We start from the raw sequence: 17269 nt of genomic DNA, 5'->3' as shown, positions 1-17269 counted from the left end.
GACGCTGGGCACATCATTCTGAGGCCAGCCCATGGTGACCACTATACGGACGAGTGTCCGCCACGTGCGCGGCGGCGCGTCCGACGGTGGTCGCGTGCCCCCCAGCGCATAGGAACGCCAGATGAGCAGCACCACAGAGCGCCCCCAGGGCGGCGCCTCCCCGCAGGTGACGAAGGCCTCCGTCGCGATCGGCTTCGCCGTCCTGTGCGCGTCGTACATGCTCAACGCGATGGACCGGCAGATCTTCTACCCCCTCCTGCCCGAGATCAGGACCGAACTCGGCTTCTCCCTGGAGCAGGGCGGGCTGCTGGCCACCGGCTTCACGCTGGGGCTCGCGCTCGCCGGGCCGCCGGCCGGCTATCTGGCCGACCGGCTGTCCCGCAGGACGATCATCGTCATCAGCGTGCTGGTGTACTCACTCGGCACGCTGGCCATCCCGCTGGCCGTCGGATTCGTCGACATGAGCATCTACCGCCTCGTCTCCGGCGTCGGCGAGGGCGTGCAGGCCACCGCCCTGTACGCGGTGATCGGGGCGTTCTTCTTCCACCGGCGGGCGCTGGCCGCGGGCTTCGTGGGCGTGGCGTTCGGGCTCGGCGTCTTCCTCGGCCCGCTCATCGGCACGGGACTCGCCGAGAACTCCGGCACCTGGCGCACACCGTTCTTCCTGTTCGCCGCCGCGGGTCTCGTCATGAGCCTGCTCATCGCGCTCACGGTGTCGCGCAAGATGACCGAGGCGGTCACCGGCACGGCCACCGAGGCCGACGCCACGTCGTACGAGCACGTGCCGGCCTCCCCCTACAACCGCAACACGCTCGCCGTGGGCATCGCCTGTGCCGTGTCCGGCCTGGTCTTCTACGGCTATCTCGGGCTCTACCCGACCTTCCTTCGCGAAGCGCTCGGCTTCACCGCCGACCAGGCGGCCTTCGCGGTGTCCATGGGCGGTCTCGGCGCCATGATGGCCCTGCCGGCCGGCTGGCTGGGCGACCGGTTCAACCAGGCCCGCCTCCTGATCTTCGCCATGGTCGCCACGTCGGTCACCGCCTACCTCATGTACCAGGTCGCGACCGGCACCACGGCACAGAATGTGCTCTCCTTCCTCATGGGCACGTTCGCCAGCGGCTTCCTGTTCACCAACTGCTCCACGGCGATGCAGCGGGCCGTCCGCCCGCACCACGTCGGCCGGGGCGCCGGCCTGTTCATCCTCACCTACTACGTCGCCGCGGCCTTCTCCGGGCTGCTGTTCGCCCGGCTGGTGGGCGCGCTCGGCTGGGACGGCGCCGGTCTCTGGCAGCTCACCCTCCTGCCCGTGCTCGGCGTGGCGGGCCTGCTGCTGGTCGACCCGGCCAGGATGGTCCTGCGGCGGTAGGCCGATCCGGCTCGTGAACGGCGGTGTCCTGACGGGCGCCGCCGTTCTGGCGCAGGCGTATCCGGCGGTGTCCTTACGGATGCCGCCGTTTTGGCGTGGGCGAATCCGCCGCCAAACTCCGCGATGGCGTTCATTCTTTCAAATCATGGCCAAGGAAATGTTGCGGAGCGCGCGGCGTGCTGACACCCCGACGTTCTCGATTTAGCTCGTCCGTGGAGCTACGATCAAGTCGCTCGCTGCGGGATTGTTCGCGTATTGCATAGCAAAGCCCCTGCTCAACGCCTATGCCGCGGCAGGTTGCCGGAAAGGTGACTAGTGGCTACATAGGTGGATCGGATTGGCTGATCGAAGGCCGGTCCGGTCGAAAGAGCAATTTCCGGAGAAGCAGTGGCTGTTAGCGTTGAGGGCGGCCGGCGGGCCGCGCGGCCGGAGGGCCGCCAGAGCTCACGACTATGGCGGGCGACCCAGCCACTCGTTCTGGCCGGCATCGACCTGCTGTGCATGGCCTTCGCCGCCGCCCAGGTGGGCCGCGGCCTTGCGCCCGTCGTCCTCGCGGCCGTCCTGGTCGTCGTGCTCAACGGCCTCGGCCGGGTGTACGCGCCACGGGTCCTGCCCTCAGGCCTCGACCATGGCGGCTGGATCGCCGGATCGGGGACGGTGGCCGCCTGCGTGGCCTTCCGGGAGTCGGCGTCGTTCCTCACGATCGTGTTGTGCGCGCTGCTCTACACGTTCCTCGCCATGTGCGGCAGGAGCGTGCTTTCCTTCGCGGTACGCAGGGCGCACCGCTACGGCCGGCCGGCGCCCACGCTGGTGATCGGCGCGGGCCCGCACGGCCACCGGCTGGCGCGGAACCTGCTCGCCCACCCCGAGTACGGCCTGCTTCCTCTGGGTTTCCTCGACGAGACGGGCGGTGACCACCCCGGTCTGCCGGTGCTCGGCCTGCCCGTGCTCGGCCGGCCCGGCGAGATCGCGCACCTCATCCAGGCCTACGAGGTGCGCGCGGTCATCCTCGCAGGGCAGGGCCGGCAGCCGCTCGCGCGGACGGCGAGGGCGCTGGGCTGCGAGGTGTACCTCGCACTCGACCTGGACGAGCTCATCGTCGACTTCGTCACGCTGCGCGAGCACGTACGCGGGTTCCCGCTGCTCCGCATGCGTCCCGCCGCGCAGCGCAGCGCGTTCTGGCCGCTGAAGCGGGCGATCGACATCGCGGTCGCGCTGATCGGCCTCATCCTGACCGCGCCGGTCCTGGCGCTCTGCGCGCTGGTCATCCGCGCGGAGGTCGGCCAGAGCCCGCTGTTCAGGCAGCGGCGTGTCGGCGGCCAGGGGGAGCCGATCGATGTGATCAAGCTCAGGACGATGAAGCCCGCCGACGCGCACGAGTCGGCGACCCTGTGGAGCATCGCCCACGACAGCCGCGTCGGCCCGGTGGGCAGGCTGCTGCGCAGGACGTCGGTCGACGAGCTGCCGCAGTTGTGGAACGTTCTCAAGGGCGACATGAGCATCGTCGGCCCCCGGCCTGAGCGCCCGCACTTCGTCGACGAGTTCTCCCGGACGATCCCCGGCTACGGCATGCGGCACAGGACACCGGCCGGGATCACCGGGTGGGCGCAGATCCACGGCCTGCGCGGCGACACCTCGATCGAGGACCGCGCCCGGTTCGACAACCACTACATCGACGGCTGGTCACTCGGCACGGACCTCAAGATCATGGTGCGGACCGTGGGGTCCCTGCTGCGGCTGGGCGGGAGCTGACTCTTGGGCGCCCTGCACCGACCGAGCCTCGTGGCGGCCGCGACCGTGCTCCTCACCTGCCTGCCCGCCGGAGCCGACGGCCCGTTCGGGCAGGCGCGGGTGACCGCCGCCGACCTCGCCACCGTCGCGCTGACCGCCGTCGCGCTCGCCCTCCTGATCGCGAGCCCGCGCGCCGGACTGCCCGCCCGCGCGCTGGTCCTCGCGCCCGTCGCGGGCGCGGCCTGCGTCGCCGTGCTGGCCTCGCCCGACCTGGTGGCGAGCGTGCCCGGCTGCCTCAGGTACGTCCAGGTGTTCGTGATCGTCCCGGTGGCAGTCATGGTGACGCTGCGCGACCGGGCCGACCGGCTGATCGTGGGCGGAGCGGTCGTCGCCGCTGCGGCCCTGCAGGGCGTGGTCGGCTGCGTGCAGGCGCTCACCGGGACCGGGGCGTCGTACGCGGGGGAGCGGGTCCGGGCCGTCGGCACGTTCGGCGCGGCCGACGTCATGGGCATGGCCAGCGTGGTCAGCTTCGGCGTGATCATCCTGCTGGGCGCGGGACTCGCCGTACGCGGACAGTGGCGCGCGGCCGCGTTCGGGGGCGCGGCCCTGCTCTGCGTCCCCCTCGCCCTGTCGCTCAGCAGGGGAGCCTGGCTGGCCCTGCTCTGCGCGGTCCTGGTCATGGTGTTCCTGCACAGCCGGGTGCTCGCCGCCCGGGTGATCCTCGCCTGCGCCGCCGCCGGGCTCGTGCTGCTGGCCGCCGGGCTCGGCACGGGATCGGACACGCTGGGCCGGCGGGTCGCCTCGATCGCCACCGCCGTGACCCAGCCCGACCAGTCGCTGAGCGACCGGTACACCCTGTGGCGCACCGCCGCCGGCATGTGGCTCGACCACCCGATCACCGGGGTGGGCCCGCGCCGGTTCGCGGAGCTGCGCGACACGTACGCGCCCATCGAGCTGTCGTCCGGCAGCGACACCGACGACCCGGTGCACGGCTTCCAGCGCCGGCCGCTGCTCTCGCCGCACAACATGTACCTGCTGACCCTCAGCGAACAGGGGCTGCTCGGCCTGGCCGCGCTCGGCCTGTGCCTGGGCTCCCTGGCGTGGTGGGCGGTCAGAGGGGGCGCGGTCATCGCGGCCGGGCTGCTGACGTGGCAGCTGGCCGACTTCGTCTACGGCGACATCGGCGGGCCTCCGACGCTGGTCATGTCGGTCGTGCTCGGGCTCGTCCTGTCGCGCGTCGCCCGGGCCGAGCCGTCGGTGACCGGCGTACCGGCCGGGCGCGGCGGGGCACGATGACGACGGCCACCTCGCCCGCGGTCAGGGCCGTCAGCGTCACCGCGCTGCTCATCGGGCTCGGCTCGCTGCTCGGCTTCGCCCGTGACCTGCTGCTGGGCACGACGTTCGGGGCCGACGCCGGCACCGACGCGTTCCTCGTCGCCTGGACCATCCCGGAGACCGCGGCGCCCCTGCTCATCGAGGGCGCGATGGCCTTCGTCCTGGTGCCGCTGTTCAGCCGGGTGGTGGAGGCGGGCGACGACCCGCGGGTCCTGGTGTCGTCGACGCTGCCGTACCTGTGCCTGGGGCTCGCGGCGCTGAGCGCGGTGGCCGCCGCGAGCGCGCCGTGGCTGGTCGGCGTGCTCGCCCCCGGCATTCCGCGGGCGGACCTCGCGGCCGACTGCATGCGGGTCGCCTCGGTCACGATCCTCACGTTCGGGCTGGCCGGATATCTCAGTGCGGCGCTCCGCTCGCACGAGACGTTCGCGCCGCCTGCCGCCATCTACGTCGCCTACAACCTGGGGATCATCGTCTGCCTGTGGTCGCTGCGCGACCAGGGCGCGTACGGCGCCGCGGTGGGCGTGGCCGTGGGCGGCGTCGCCATGGTGCTCGTCCAGGCTCCGGCGTTCGTGCGGCGCTTCGGCCTGCCCCGCCGCCCGGCGCGCGGGATGCCGCTGCCGCTGGCGGCGTTCCTGCCCGTCGCGGTCTTCACGCTCGCGCGCCAGAGCCAGGTCTTCATCGAGAGGTTCGTCGGCTCCTCGCTGCCCGAAGGGTCGATCTCGCACCTCAACTACGCGCAGAAGATCGCGCAGGTGCCGATGGTGCTGTCGCTGATCGTGGCGACGGTGACCTTTCCCGCCCTCGCCCGCGCCGTCGCCGCCGGCGACCGCGAGCGGGCCCGTGAACGGCTGGCCGGTGACGTGGTCGCCGCCTCGGCGATCGTGTTGCCGGCCACGGCGGCGCTGCTGGTCTGCGCTCCCGACGTCGTGGCCGTCCTGCTGCGCTACGGCGCGTTCACCGAGGCGGACACCGCCGCCACCGCGCAGATCATGCGGGTGTACGCGCTGGGCCTGCTCGGCCAGGCGGTCGTGGGGGTCGTGTGCCGCGCCTACTTCTGCGGGCCCCGCGCCTCGTGGTACCCGGCGCTGGCGATGGCCGCGGGGCTGGCCACGACGGCTCTGCTGGCCCGGCCGGCGTGGGGCGTCACGGGGCTGGCCGCGGCCAACGCCGCCGGGATCACGCTGACCGGAGTGGTGCTGGTGGCCGGGCTGCGCCGGCGGGTCATCGCCCTGCCGCTGCGCGCCGCCGCCGCGCCCGTCGGGGTGCTGCTCCTCGCCGCCGCGGGCGCCGCGGGCGCGGGCCTGCTGACGCGGCCGCTGCTCACGGGCCTGCCGCAGCCGGTGGCACTCGCCCTGACCTGCGCCGCGATCGCCGCCGCCGGCTGCGCCGTCGCGGCGCTGGCGGGGGCCTCGACCACGTTCACAGAAATCACCCGCTCGATCAGGACGCGAGGCCGCGGATGACCGCCATGCCGTACGTGCTCATGTACCACTCCGTCGACAAATGCGACGACGATCCCTTCCAGATCACCGTCTCGCCCGACCGCTTCGCCCGGCAGCTGCTCTGGCTGGCCCGGCGCGGCCTGACCGGCGTCTCCATGAGCCGGCTCCTGCGCGCCCACATGGAGGGCGACGCGAAGGGCCTGGTCGGGCTCACCTTCGACGACGGGTACGCCGACTTCCTCAGCGAGGTCGTCCCCGCGCTGCTCGAACGCGGGTTCAGCGCCACGGTCTTCGTGGTGTCGGGCCTGGTCGGCGAGCACAACGCCTGGGACGCGGGAGGGCCGCGCAAACCGCTCATGGACGCCGACGGCCTGCGCTGGGCCGCGCGGCACGGCATGGAGATCGGCTCCCACTCGGCCGGACACCGCTCGCTGACCGGGCTGAGCGAGGCCGAGCTCCATGACGAGGTGGCGGGTGGCAAGGCGGCGCTGGAGGCCCTGCTCGGCGAGCCGGTCAACGGCTTCTGCTACCCGTACGGGCACGCCGGCGCACGAGAGGTGGACGCCGTGCGCAGGGCCGGCTACGGCTACGGCTGCGCGATCTGGAAGTCGGAGCTCAGCGGCCGGTACGCGCTGCCGCGCACCTATGTCGGCGAGCGGGACGGCGCGCTGCGGCTGCGGGCCAAGCACGCGCGTCACCGGGTCCGGTGGGCCTGGTGAGGGTCCTGCACGTCATCACGGGGCTGGCGGCGGGCGGCGCGGAGCAGCAGTTGCGGTTCCTGCTGCCGCACCTGCGGGCCCGGTGCGACGTCGCGGTCCTCACCGGCAGCGGCGTGGTCGCGGACGCCATCGCGCGCACCGGCGTGCCCGTCCACCAGGTGGGGATGCGCGGCAACCGGGATCTGCGGGCCGTCGGGCGGCTGGCCCGGCTCATGCGCAGGCACCGCTACGAAGTGGTGCACACCCACCTGTACCGCGCCTGCGTGTACGGCAGGCTGGCCGCGCGGCTGGCGAACGTGCCCGCGATCGTGGCGACCGAGCACTCGATCGGCCGCGAGCAGATCGAGGGGCGCGGGCTCACCCTCCCCGTCAGGGCGCTGTACCTGGCCAGCGAGCTGCTCGGGCACCTGACCGTGGCCGTCTCACCGACCGTGGCCGACCGGCTGGCCGGCTGGGGCGTGCCGCGCTCGCGCATCGTGGTGATCCCCAACGGGGTCGACGGCCGGGCGTTCGGCTTCGACGCGGCGCTGCGCCGGCGCACCCGGCTGCGGCTGGGCGTGCCCGCGCACGCCTTCGTGATCGGCGGGGTCGGCCGGCTGGAGCCGGGCAAACGGTTCGACACACTGATCGAGGCGCTGCCGGCGCTCGGGTCCGCGGTCCTGCTCCTGGTCGGCTCCGGTTCGTACGAGCCGCGGCTGCGGCAGCTCGCCGGTGAGGTGGGCGCGGGTCACCGGGTGATCTTCGCCGGCGAGTCGACCGACGTGCGGGCGATGTTGTCGGCGATGGACGTGCTGGCCGCTCCGTCGGCGGAGGAGACGTTCGGGCTGGCGGTCGTCGAGGCGCTCGCCGCGGGCCTTCCCGTCCTGTACACCACCTGCCCGGCCGTCGACGACCTGCCGCCGGGCTCGGCGCCCGGGGCCAGGCGGGTCCCGCAGGACCGGTTCGCCGCCGAACTGGCCGCGCTCGCCGCCCGCCCGCCCGGACGGCTGCCCCCGCCCGACGCCGTCCGCCTCTACGACATCCGCCGTCAGGCCGACCGGCTGGAGTCGCTCTACCTGCGCCTGCTGGGCGCCGTACCCACGGAGGACCAACGATGACATGGACCCGGGCCCGCATCATGAGCGTGCTCGCGCGATGGTGGCTGCCGCTGTCCCTGACGCTGGGGGCGTCGGGCGGGGCCGTGTACGCCGTGGCGAGCCAGGCCGTCTACTCCGCCGACGCCTACGTCGTGGTGGTGGCGGGCGGCGACCCGGCGCAGGCGATCGACTTCGCCTCGGCCTACGCCCGCATCTCCGCCCACCCCGGCCTGCTCACCGGCGACGAGAACGAGTGGGGCAGCCTGAGCGTGGCCGCCTCGCCGGACGCCCCGATGGTGCGGCTCACGTCCGTGGCGCCCACCGGATGGGAGGCCGCCGACCGCGCCAACCGGGCCGCCACCGCGCTGATCACGTACGCCAACAGGCACGCCACCGACACCCGCGTACGGCTGGCGCCCTTCGCCAGCGCGTCCATCCCGACCCACCCCTCGGCCCCGCTGCCGCTGGGCTGCGTCGCCGTCGGCGGCCTCGGCGCGGCCCTCGTCGCCGGGCTGGTCCGCCTGGCCGCGCCGCAGGCGCTGCGGCAGGTGCGGCGCGAAGAGCCCGCGCCGGTGCTGACGGGGGCGAAGGCGTGAGCGCGGCGACGCCGGGCGCGTCCACGTCGCAGGGCTCGCCTCCGATCCCGCGCGCCGGACGGCCCACGCTGCGGGTGGTGCCGCGCAACGCCCTGTCGGGGCTGGCGGAGGACTGGGCCGGTCTGTACGCGCGCAGTTCGGCCGCCACGCCGTTCCAGTCGTACAGCTGGCTGTGCTCCTGGTGGCGGGCGTACGGCACTCCGGGGCGGCTGCGGGTGTTCCTGGCCTACCGGGGCGGGCGGCTGGTGGCGGCGGCGCCGCTCAGGCTGGAGTATCGGCTGGGCTGCCGGGTGCTGACGCCCGTCGGCGGCGGGCAGTCCGACTTCACGGACATCATGGTGGACGACGCCGAGGGCGACGCGGGCCTGCGCGAGCTGCGCGCCGGGCTGCTCGCCCAGCCCGGCTGGGACGTGATCGACCTGCCGGAGGCGCGGCCGGGCGCGGCGGTCCTGCGGCTGGCGGCGCTCTGGGGCGGCCGGGCCTGGACCCTGCCCGCCTCCACCTGCCTGCAACTGCCCGGCCGGCCGATCGAGCAGGTGATGGCCGGGCTCAACGGCCGGCGCGCACGGAAGCTGCGTACGGCGCTGCGCAAGCTCGACGCGATGGACCTGTCGGTGGACGTGGTCGAGCCGGACCGGGTCGAGCACTCGGTGAGCGAGCTGCTGCGGCTGCACCTCCTGCAGTGGGAGAGCCGGGGGATCAACGTCCGGCACACGGAGCCGCGTTTCATGGACCACCTGACGCGGGCCACGCGGTCGCTGGTGGCGGAGGACCGCGCGGTGCTGAAGGAGTTCAGGGTACGGGGGCGGCTGCGGGCCTGCGACCTGACGGTGGTCGGGAAGGACTTCGTGGGCGGCTACCTGTACGGCGCGGATCCGGAGCTGCGTGCCGAGGCCGACGTGCTGACGATGTTGTTGCGGGACAACCTGGAGACGACCCACCGGCTGGGCCGGCCGGTGCTGAGCCTGCTGCGCGGCGACGAGCCGCACAAGGCGAAGTTCGGCTGCGAGGCGATCGTCAACCAGCGGGTGATGCTGGGCCGCGGCGTACGTTCGGCCGCCTACGCCGCGAGCGCCGGCGCCCGGCTGGCGGGCCAGGAGCTGCTGAAGCGGCGCTGCCCACGGCTGGTGGAAAGGTTCGCGACATGGCGGTGAGGCCGCGCGTCCTGCACGTCACCCAGCCGGTGGACGGCGGGGTCGGCGCGTACGTGGCGACGGCCGCGGCCGACCAGGCGAGGCGGGGCTGGCAGGTCGCGGTGGCCTGCCCGCCGGCCGGAAGGCTGGCCGGCGAGCTGGCCGCCTCTGGCGTGCCCTGCCTGGCCTGGGAGGCGGCCCGCGCGCCGGGCCCCGCCGACGTGGGGCAGGCGGCGCGGCTGGCGCGGATCGCCGGGCGGTTCGGCCCCGACGTGGTGCACCTGCACTCCTCCAAGGCCGGCCTGGCGGGCAGGGCCGCGCTGCGGGGGCGGGTGCCCACCCTCTTCCAGCCGCACGGCTGGTCGTGGCTGGCCGCCCGCGGCGTGCTCGCCGCCGCCTGCCTGGGCTGGGAGCGGCTGGCCGCGCGCTGGGCCGACCTGGTGGTCTGCGTGGGCGAGGGCGAGGCGGCGCTGGCCAGGCGGCACCGCGTGCCCGCCGAGCTGGTGGTGGTGCGCAACGGCGTGGACCTGCGCCGCTTCCGGCCGGCCGGCGCGGCGGAACGTACGGAGGCCCGCGCGGGCCACGGCATCCCCGAGGGGACGCCGCTGGCGGTCTGCGTCGGCAGGGTCACCCGGCAGAAGGGCCAGGACCTGCTGCTGTCGGCGTGGGAGCGGGTGGCCGCGCGTGACGGCGCGGCCCGGCTGGTCGTCGTCGGCGACGGCCCGCTGCTGCCCGAGCTGCGGGCGCGGGCCGTGCCGCGCGTTCACTTCACCGGCGACGTGGCCGACGCCAGGCCCTGGTACGTCGCGGCCGACGTGGTGGTGCTGCCCTCCCGCTGGGAGGGGCTGCCGTTCACGGCGCTGGAGGCGCTGGCCACGGGACGATCCCTCATCGCCTGCGGCGTGCCAGGGATCGCCGAACTGGTGTCCGGGGCCGTCGGCGCGGTCGTGCCGCCCGGCGACGCGGCGGCGTTGGCGGAGGCGCTGCTGCGGAGGCTCGGGAGCCCCTCGCTGACGGCGGCGGAGGGCTCGGCCGCCGTCGGGGTGGCGGCCGGGTTCGACGTGGGCGGGTCGATGGACGCGCTCGCCGAGTGCACGCTCGGCCTGCTCGGAGTCGGTACGGGGAACGGCCGCCGGCGCAGCCGCTCACGGAAGACCTCCGCCGAGCGCGGGTTCGACGAGCACTGCCAGATGCCGTGAGGACAGTAATCGGAGATCGAGTGATAGAGCACGTTGTGACTGTCGATCCAGTCGAGCATCCGGCGGACATAGTCGGGCCGGTCGCCGTTGCGGAACAACCCCCACTCGGGGAACGAGATGGCCTTGCCGTGCTCGGCCGCGAAGTCGGCGTGCGCCTGCAGCCCGTACGGCTGGGTGACGTAGTCGGAGAAGTCGTCGCCAGGCCCCTGGTCGTAGCTGTCCATGCCGATGATGTCGACCACGTCGTCACCCGGGTAACACTCCGTCCAGGGGATGGCGTCGAGCCCGCGGCTGGGCGCGAAGTCGAAGCGGAACCGCTGGCCGGGCGTCGCGCGCATGGCCGCCACGATGCGCCGCCAGTACTGCTTCCACGCCTGCGGGTCGGGCGCGCAGCGGCTGGAGTAGGTCGTGCCGTTCATCTCCCAGCCGAGCACGATGATCGTGTCGCCCGCGCCGGCGGAGACCAGCTTCCTGCCGAGCGCGCCGAAGTGGTGGTCGCGCTCGCCGCGTGCGCCCTCGGCCAGCCGCTGGGCCACCTCGTGGTCCGGCATGCTCGACTCGTTCGGCGCGACCATCGGCACGTTCAGCGCCAGGACCCGGTCCGGTTCGGCGTTCTTCCAGCGGGTCCAGGGGCCGAGGACGAACTCGGCCCCCTCGATCGACTCCCACGTCTCACCGGGCAGATAGGTGCGCCCCACCGTCACGCTGCTGTGCAACCAGGACTCGAAGCGCTCCAGGTGCACGGGTCCGCGCGAGTCGGAGCCGAGGAAGACACCCAGCGCCGCGCCGGGACGCTGCCGGTGGTCCGGCGGGTTGTCGCCCCGTGCGCTCAGGCCCAGCCACACCGCCGCCGCAATCGTGACGATCGCCAGCGAACAACGCAGACAGCCCTTTCTCATCACCATCGCATATCCCCCGTCGGAGTTTTCCCTCATTCCCTACACCCCGAATAACGGCCGATCGGATATTCAACCTGCGATTTGCCGGATCAATAGCTATTCGTAAGGAGTAGGACGTACACCATGTTCGACCGCACCGTCCCGGCGCTCCTTCTGCGACTGGACTCCAATGTCTTTCACCACGGGACGCTCGGCGCCATTCGCTCGCTCGGCAGGGCCGGGGTGGAGGTGCACGGGCTCGTCGAGGGCGCGCACGCGCCGACGTACCGCTCCCGGTATCTGGCGCGGATGCACACGTGGTCGCGCGGCCGGGACACCGTCCAGGCGCTCACGCGGGTCGCCGAGCGCATCGGACGGCGGGCCGTGCTCCTGACGCTGGACGACGCCGGGGCCATCGCCGTCGCCGAGCACGCGGCCGAGCTGCGTCCGTACTACCTCCTGCCCGACCAGCCGCCCGGCCTGCCGCGCAGGCTGGCGGACAAGCGCCTGCTGCACCGGCTCTGCACCACGCTCGGCGTCCTCCAGCCGGAGACCCGCCTGATCACGGGCGCGGACGACGCGGCGGCGGCCGTCGCCGACCTCGGGCTGCCGCTGGTCGCCAAGTGGGCACAACCCTGGCTGCTGCCCGCCGGGCTGCGCAGGACCGGCCTGGTACGCGGGACCCAGCAGGTGGCGCGGCTGCTGCAGCACGTAGCCGGGGGCGAGCTGCTGTTCCAGCGTTTCGTGCCGGGCGGGCCGGGCTCGGACTGGTTCTTCCACGGCTACTTCGACGAGCACTCCCACTGCCTGTACGGCGGCGCGGGACGCAAGGAACGCGCCTACCCGAGAGGCGCCGGGCTCACCACCTGGGGGAGGTGGCTGCCGAACCCGGTCGTGGAGGGCATGGCGCGGGAGCTGGCGATGACGCTCGGCTACCGGGGGGTGGTCGACATCGACTTCCGCCACGACCCGGCGGCGGGCACCTACCACCTGCTCGACTTCAACCCCCGGCTCGGCGCCCAGTTCCGGCTGTTCGCCGACGGCGCCGGCCTCGACCTCGTACGCGCGGCCCACCTGCACCTGTCCGGCCGGTGGACGGCCCGATCAACGGCCGGGTCAACGGCCGGGTCAACGGCCCGTTCGACGGCGCTGGGCAGGGCCGGCCACGGCCGGACGTACGTGGTGGAGAACTACGACCTCTTCACGGCCGGCCCGAAAAGCCTGCGCGCCCTGTGCGTGGCCGATGAATTGGCCTGGTTGTCGGCCGACGACCCCCGGCCTTTCGTGGGAATGGCCGGGCAGACGATAAAGCGTGGTTTCGCCCGGCTCGCCGGGTCACGGAGACAATGATGGAGGAAATTTGCGCACGCCGGTGATTGACGTGGCGATCGTGGGCGCGGGCCCGTACGGGCTTTCCGTGGCGGCTCACGCGCTGGGCGCGGGCCTCGACGCCCGGATATTCGGAAAACCGATGCGGGCGTGGGAATTCCACATGCCCCGCGGAATGCTGCTGAAGTCGGAGGCGGCCGCGTCCCATCTCGCCGACCCCGGGCGGCGCTACGGACTCGACGCCTTCCACCGCTACGCGTACGGCGAGCCGGTGCCCGTGGAGCGGTTCGTCGCGTACGGCAAGTGGTTCCGCGCGCGCACGGTGGGCCAGGCGCTCGACGAGTCGGAGGTGACGGCCGTCGGCGCCGAGGGGCACCTGTTCGCGCTCACGCTGTCGTCGGGGGCGTCCCTGCTGGCCAGGGCCGTGGTGCTGGCCGTGGGGCACCTGCCGTTCGCGTACCGGCCCTGCGCCCTGGTGGGGCTGCCGCCCGAGGCGGCCACGCACAGCTGCGACCATCACGAGCTGGAGGCGTTCGCGGGCCGCGACGTGACCGTGCTGGGCGCGGGGCAGTCGGCGCTGGAGACGGCGACGCTGCTGGCCGAGGCCGGGGCGAGCGTGCAGCTCGTCGCCAGGGCGGGCGCGCTGGCGTGGAACGACGTCCCCCAGGAGCGGCGCTCGCTCCTGGCCCGCGTGCGGGCGCCGCGCTCCAAGCTCGGCGGCGGCTGGCCCTCCGTGGCCTGGTCCCGGCTGCCGGGCGCGATCAGGCATCTGCCGGGCGCGGCCCGCGACCACGTCGTACGCACCGCGCTCGGCCCCGCCGGCGCCTGGTGGCTGCGCGACCGTTTCGAGGGGGCCGTCAAGGTGACCCTGGGCGCGCGGCTGACCGGTTCCGACTACGGCGACGGCGTACGGCTGCACCTGAGGGACCTGTCGGGAGCGGCCACCACGCTGGAGACCGAGCACGTGATCGCGGCCACCGGCTTCCGGGTGGAGGCGGCCAGGATCGCGATCCTCCGTGAGGACCTCCGGCGCGCGGTGGGGTCGCAGGGGCCCGCGCCGCGGCTCAGCGGCACCTTCGAGACGCCCGTCCCTGGGCTGCACCTGGTCGGGCTGGCCGCGGCGGCCACGTTCGGGCCTTCCATGCGGTTCGTGTGCGGGTGCGACTTCACCGCCAGGCGCGTGACGAAGGGCCTCGTGAGGCGCCTGCGCGGCTCGCGGCGTACGGCGAAATTGCCGTTGTCTTGACCGTGTCCCGCCGTCGGCGGATCAGGCGGGACGGTTAGATCTGGATCACGAGCTTCGGGGGAGCAGAAAATGGCTTTTCGCGTGATGGTGGCCTGCACGGCCACGGCGTTCGTCGGCGTCTCGGGGGTCGCTCCCGTCGCGCGTGCCGACAGCGCGCCATCGTCGTTCACCAACTCGGCCACGGTGGCCTCGGGCCGCACGCCGTCCGGGGTGACGGTGACGGTGCGCAAGCAGATGATCGGGACGGCGCGGGTGACGTCGGCCGAGGCGTCGCCCGCCAACCCGGCGGCGCCCGACGACGAATACCTGATCCCGGCCAACACCAAGACGTCCGCGGGTTTCGTCGACCTCTACGAGGGGTTCGAGGCCGAGGACGGCGAGTGGAGCGACGTCGCCCAGCTGACGTTCACCTTCTCCCGGCCCGTCCGCGACCCCCGGCTGCACGTGTTCGGCACGGGCGGCGCGTCCGGCGAGTCCAGGAAGCGCCGCGACGACTACTGGCCCGCCGTCGAGCTGGTCGGCGGTGTGCCCGCCAGGCCCACGTTCTCCTGGGCGGCCGGGTTCCCCGGCTACCGGGTCACGAGCGAGGCGATCACCCCGGAGAAGGTCTACTCCACCCGTTCCACGACCTGCGGGGTGGTCTACACCTGCGGGACGGCCAAGGTGAACGGCACGGTCAGCGCGTTCACGGTCCGGTTGAAGGCGCATGACGTGCGCCACGGGCGCGGCGGGTCCGTCTCGCAGATGTGGGCGGCGTTCAAGCTGTCGCTGGCCGAGGACGTCTCCGACGCGCCGGCCTCGTACGGCGTGGCCTCCCACGCGATCACGGACTCCTACCTGGGGTGGTCCGTGAGCGACGACCACACCGACGAGGTGAGCATGACCCCGCGCGCCGTGGCCCTGGACACGGGCGACGACGCCATGGAGGCCGGGGAGGAGAGCAGCGTGATCACCGGCGGCAGGTGCAGGATCACCGTGCCGGTGACCGCCGGATCGCCGTCGAAGGTCGCCGGCTGGATCGACCTCGACCGCGACGGCCGCTTCGACGCCGACGAGCGGGCCACCACGACGGTCGACGAGGGCGCGACGTCCGCCGAGCTGACCTGGCCGCTTCCCGAGTCGCTGCCCGCCGGCCCCGTCTACATGCGGCTGCGCATGGTCGCGCGGGCCGAGTCCGTGATCTCGCCGACGGGCTGGGCCGACAGCGGCGAGGTCGAGGACCACCAGATCCAGTTCGTCGAATGAGCCGGACGGCCGCCGCCGACAATTAGGCCAGATGTCACCCCTGTCACAACTTGCACGCGTAACGTGTCACGCATCCCTTACCTCCCATGTCAAGGAGATGCGATGTTGCGTCGAACCCTCGGCGTGCTGGTCGCGGCAGGAACCATGCTGCTGGCGGCCGCTCCCGCGCAGGCCGCCGGCCGCCCCGAGCCGCTTCCGCGCGCCCACGCGCACAACGACTACGAGCACGAGCGGCCGCTCCTTGACGCGCTCGACCACGGGTTCACGAGCGTCGAGGCCGACATCTACCTCGTGGACGGCGAACTGCGCGTCGGGCACGACCCCGAGGACCTGCGGCCCGGCCGTACGCTGCAGTCGCTCTACCTCGACCCGCTGATCCGCCGGGTGCGGCACGGGAGCGTCTTCCCCGGCACCCGGCAGGGGCTGCAGCTCCTCGTGGACATCAAGAACAACGGCGAGGCCACGTACACCGAGCTCGACCGGGTGCTCAAGGCGTACAAGAGGATGCTCACCACCTACCACAAGGGCAAGGTCCGGCCGGGCGCCGTCACCGTGGTCGTCAGCGGCGAACGGCCGCGCGAGCTCATGGCCGGCCAGGAGCGGCGCTACGCCTTCTACGACGGCCGCATGGACGACCTGGGGAAGGGCGACCCCGGCCTGATCCCGCTGATCAGCGACAACTGGACCAACCACTTCGGCTGGCTGGGCGAGGGGGAGATGCCGGCCGCCGAACGGGCCAAGCTGCGGGAGATCGTGGCGACCGCGCACCGCGACGGGCAGCGGGTACGCTTCTGGGCCACCCCCGACACGGCCGGTCCCGCGCGCGACGCGCTCTGGCGCGAACTCGTCGCGGCCGACGTGGACCACATCAACACCGACGACCTGGCAGGGCTCCGGGACTTCCTGCGCGCGAACGACCGCAAGCGCACCGCGGCCTGAACGCCGCCCGCACACCCGCCCGGCGGCCGCCCTGATCGCCCGGCCGCTTCGGTCGTCCGGCGGCGCTGATCGCCCGGCCGCTGCGACCGTGCGGCGGCGGCCCTGATCGGTTCCGCCGGGCGGTGGGCCAGGTGGGAAATGCCCGGACCTGGCTACTCTGTCTCCGATGAACGGTGACCGGGTCATAGGCGGGTACACGCTGCGGCGTGTCCTCGGCCGCGGCGGCATGGGGGAGGTGCACCTCGCGGCCACGCCCACCGGCGGGCTGGCCGCGGTCAAGCTCATCCACCCGGCGCTGGCCAGGGATCCGGCCTTCCGCCGCCGGTTCGAACGCGAGGTGGCGGCGGCCCGGCGGGTGGCCAGGTTCTGCACCGCGCCCGTCCTGGACGCCGGCATCGACGGCGAGGTCGCCTACCTCGTCACCGAATACGTCAAAGGCCCCGACCTGGCGCGGGCCGTGCACGACCAGGGACCGCTGTCGGGCGGCAACCTGGAGGCGCTCGCCGTGGGCATCGCGACCGCGCTGAACGCCATCCACGGGGCCGGGGTGATCCACCGTGACCTCAAACCGTCCAACGTCCTGCTGTCGCCGCTCGGCCCCCGCGTCATCGACTTCGGCATCGCCCAGCTCATCGACAACGACAGCCTGGCCAGCCAGGCGGTCCTCGGGACGCCCGCCTTCATGGCGCCGGAACAGGTGCGCGGGGAGCCGCTCACCCCCGCCGCCGACGTGTTCGCCTGGGGCGGGGTGATCGCGTACGCGGGGACGGGTCGGCTGCCGTTCGGGGGCGGGGCGCCGGGTGAGGTGCTGTACCGGATCATGCAGGACGGGCCCCGGCTGGACGGGCTGGAGGAGGGCATCAGGGGGATCGTGGAGCGTGCCCTCGCCAAGGATCCCCGCCTGCGGCCGGGTGCGCAGGACCTGCTGTCGGAGCTGGTGGGCGGCACCCGCCTCGCCGCCGCCACCGAGGTGGTCGAACGCACCTGGACGGGCACCGTCCCCACCGGCCGGCCTCCCGCCCCCGTCCGGGACGC

General features: G+C 73.5%; 14 protein-coding genes and 1 pseudogene. 14 read left to right on the top strand and 1 reads right to left on the bottom strand.

The genetic code is table 11. The annotated features are described in order from the left end of the window. Positions 1 to 121: 121 nt before the first annotated feature. The 9 genes from E1295_RS28940 to E1295_RS28900 all read left to right on the top strand — a co-directional run bounded on the left by E1295_RS28940 (position 122) and on the right by E1295_RS28900 (position 10597). Entirely contained in the window at positions 122 to 1366 is a 1245-nt protein-coding gene (locus E1295_RS28940) for an MFS transporter (protein WP_132634659.1), read from the top strand. A gap of 387 nt (positions 1367 to 1753) precedes the next feature. Continuing rightward, positions 1754 to 3118: a sugar transferase gene (locus tag E1295_RS28935; RefSeq protein WP_132634657.1), complete on the top strand. Its 1365-nt coding sequence runs from the start codon at positions 1754 to 1756 to the stop codon at positions 3116 to 3118. Between the two features lie 3 nt (positions 3119 to 3121). Next, positions 3122 to 4393, top strand: a complete 1272-nt coding sequence (locus E1295_RS28930; RefSeq protein WP_132634655.1) for an O-antigen ligase family protein — start codon at positions 3122 to 3124, stop codon at positions 4391 to 4393. Beyond that, a complete protein-coding gene (locus E1295_RS28925) occupies positions 4390 to 5895 on the top strand; it encodes a lipid II flippase MurJ (RefSeq protein WP_132634653.1) in 1506 nt (501 codons plus the stop codon). Before E1295_RS28930 ends, E1295_RS28925 begins: the two co-directional genes overlap by 4 nt. After that, positions 5892 to 6593, top strand: a complete 702-nt coding sequence (locus E1295_RS28920; RefSeq protein WP_246080465.1) for a polysaccharide deacetylase family protein — start codon at positions 5892 to 5894, stop codon at positions 6591 to 6593. The genes E1295_RS28925 and E1295_RS28920 overlap by 4 nt, the downstream gene beginning before the upstream one ends. Next, positions 6590 to 7690: a glycosyltransferase gene (locus E1295_RS28915; protein ID WP_132634651.1), complete on the top strand. Its 1101-nt coding sequence runs from the start codon at positions 6590 to 6592 to the stop codon at positions 7688 to 7690. The genes E1295_RS28920 and E1295_RS28915 overlap by 4 nt, the downstream gene beginning before the upstream one ends. Further along, a complete protein-coding gene (locus tag E1295_RS28910) occupies positions 7687 to 8265 on the top strand; it encodes a YveK family protein (protein ID WP_132634649.1) in 579 nt (192 codons plus the stop codon). Before E1295_RS28915 ends, E1295_RS28910 begins: the two co-directional genes overlap by 4 nt. Beyond that, complete coding sequence (locus E1295_RS28905) at positions 8262 to 9419, top strand: GNAT family N-acetyltransferase (protein ID WP_132634647.1); 1158 nt, start codon at positions 8262 to 8264, stop codon at positions 9417 to 9419. The genes E1295_RS28910 and E1295_RS28905 overlap by 4 nt, the downstream gene beginning before the upstream one ends. Beyond that, positions 9410 to 10597, top strand: a complete 1188-nt coding sequence (locus E1295_RS28900) for a glycosyltransferase (protein WP_132634645.1) — start codon at positions 9410 to 9412, stop codon at positions 10595 to 10597. The genes E1295_RS28905 and E1295_RS28900 overlap by 10 nt, the downstream gene beginning before the upstream one ends. A 203-nt stretch (positions 10598 to 10800) precedes the next feature. Here E1295_RS28900 and E1295_RS51970 read toward each other — a convergent pair. Beyond that, positions 10801 to 11016 (bottom strand): annotated as a pseudogene (locus E1295_RS51970) (glycosyl hydrolase); the annotation flags it as partial. 603 nt (positions 11017 to 11619) lie between these two features. Here E1295_RS51970 and E1295_RS28890 point away from each other — a divergent pair. From E1295_RS28890 to E1295_RS28870, 5 genes are all read left to right on the top strand, one after another. Continuing rightward, positions 11620 to 12825 (top strand): carboxylate--amine ligase, encoded by a 1206-nt coding sequence (locus E1295_RS28890; protein ID WP_132634643.1) that lies wholly within the window; start codon positions 11620 to 11622, stop codon positions 12823 to 12825. 10 nt (positions 12826 to 12835) lie between these two features. Then, positions 12836 to 14050 carry an NAD(P)-binding domain-containing protein gene (locus tag E1295_RS28885; RefSeq protein ID WP_220448938.1) on the top strand — a complete coding sequence of 405 codons (1215 nt, stop codon included), beginning with the start codon at positions 12836 to 12838 and terminating at the stop codon, positions 14048 to 14050. 69 nt (positions 14051 to 14119) lie between these two features. Beyond that, complete coding sequence (locus E1295_RS28880) at positions 14120 to 15295, top strand: GEVED domain-containing protein (RefSeq protein ID WP_132634639.1); 1176 nt, start codon at positions 14120 to 14122, stop codon at positions 15293 to 15295. Between the two features lie 102 nt (positions 15296 to 15397). Beyond that, positions 15398 to 16234, top strand: coding sequence for a phosphatidylinositol-specific phospholipase C/glycerophosphodiester phosphodiesterase family protein (locus tag E1295_RS28875; protein ID WP_132634637.1), 837 nt, complete (start codon positions 15398 to 15400; stop codon positions 16232 to 16234). 166 nt (positions 16235 to 16400) lie between these two features. Then, positions 16401 to 17269, top strand: an 869-nt coding sequence (locus E1295_RS28870) for a serine/threonine-protein kinase (protein ID WP_132634635.1), incomplete at its 3' end; no start/stop codon positions are given.

It is taken from the genome of Nonomuraea mesophila, assembly GCF_004352805.1.
Lineage (GTDB): Bacteria > Actinomycetota > Actinomycetes > Streptosporangiales > Streptosporangiaceae > Nonomuraea > Nonomuraea longispora.
This window is presented reverse-complemented; position numbering and strand designations above follow the sequence as displayed.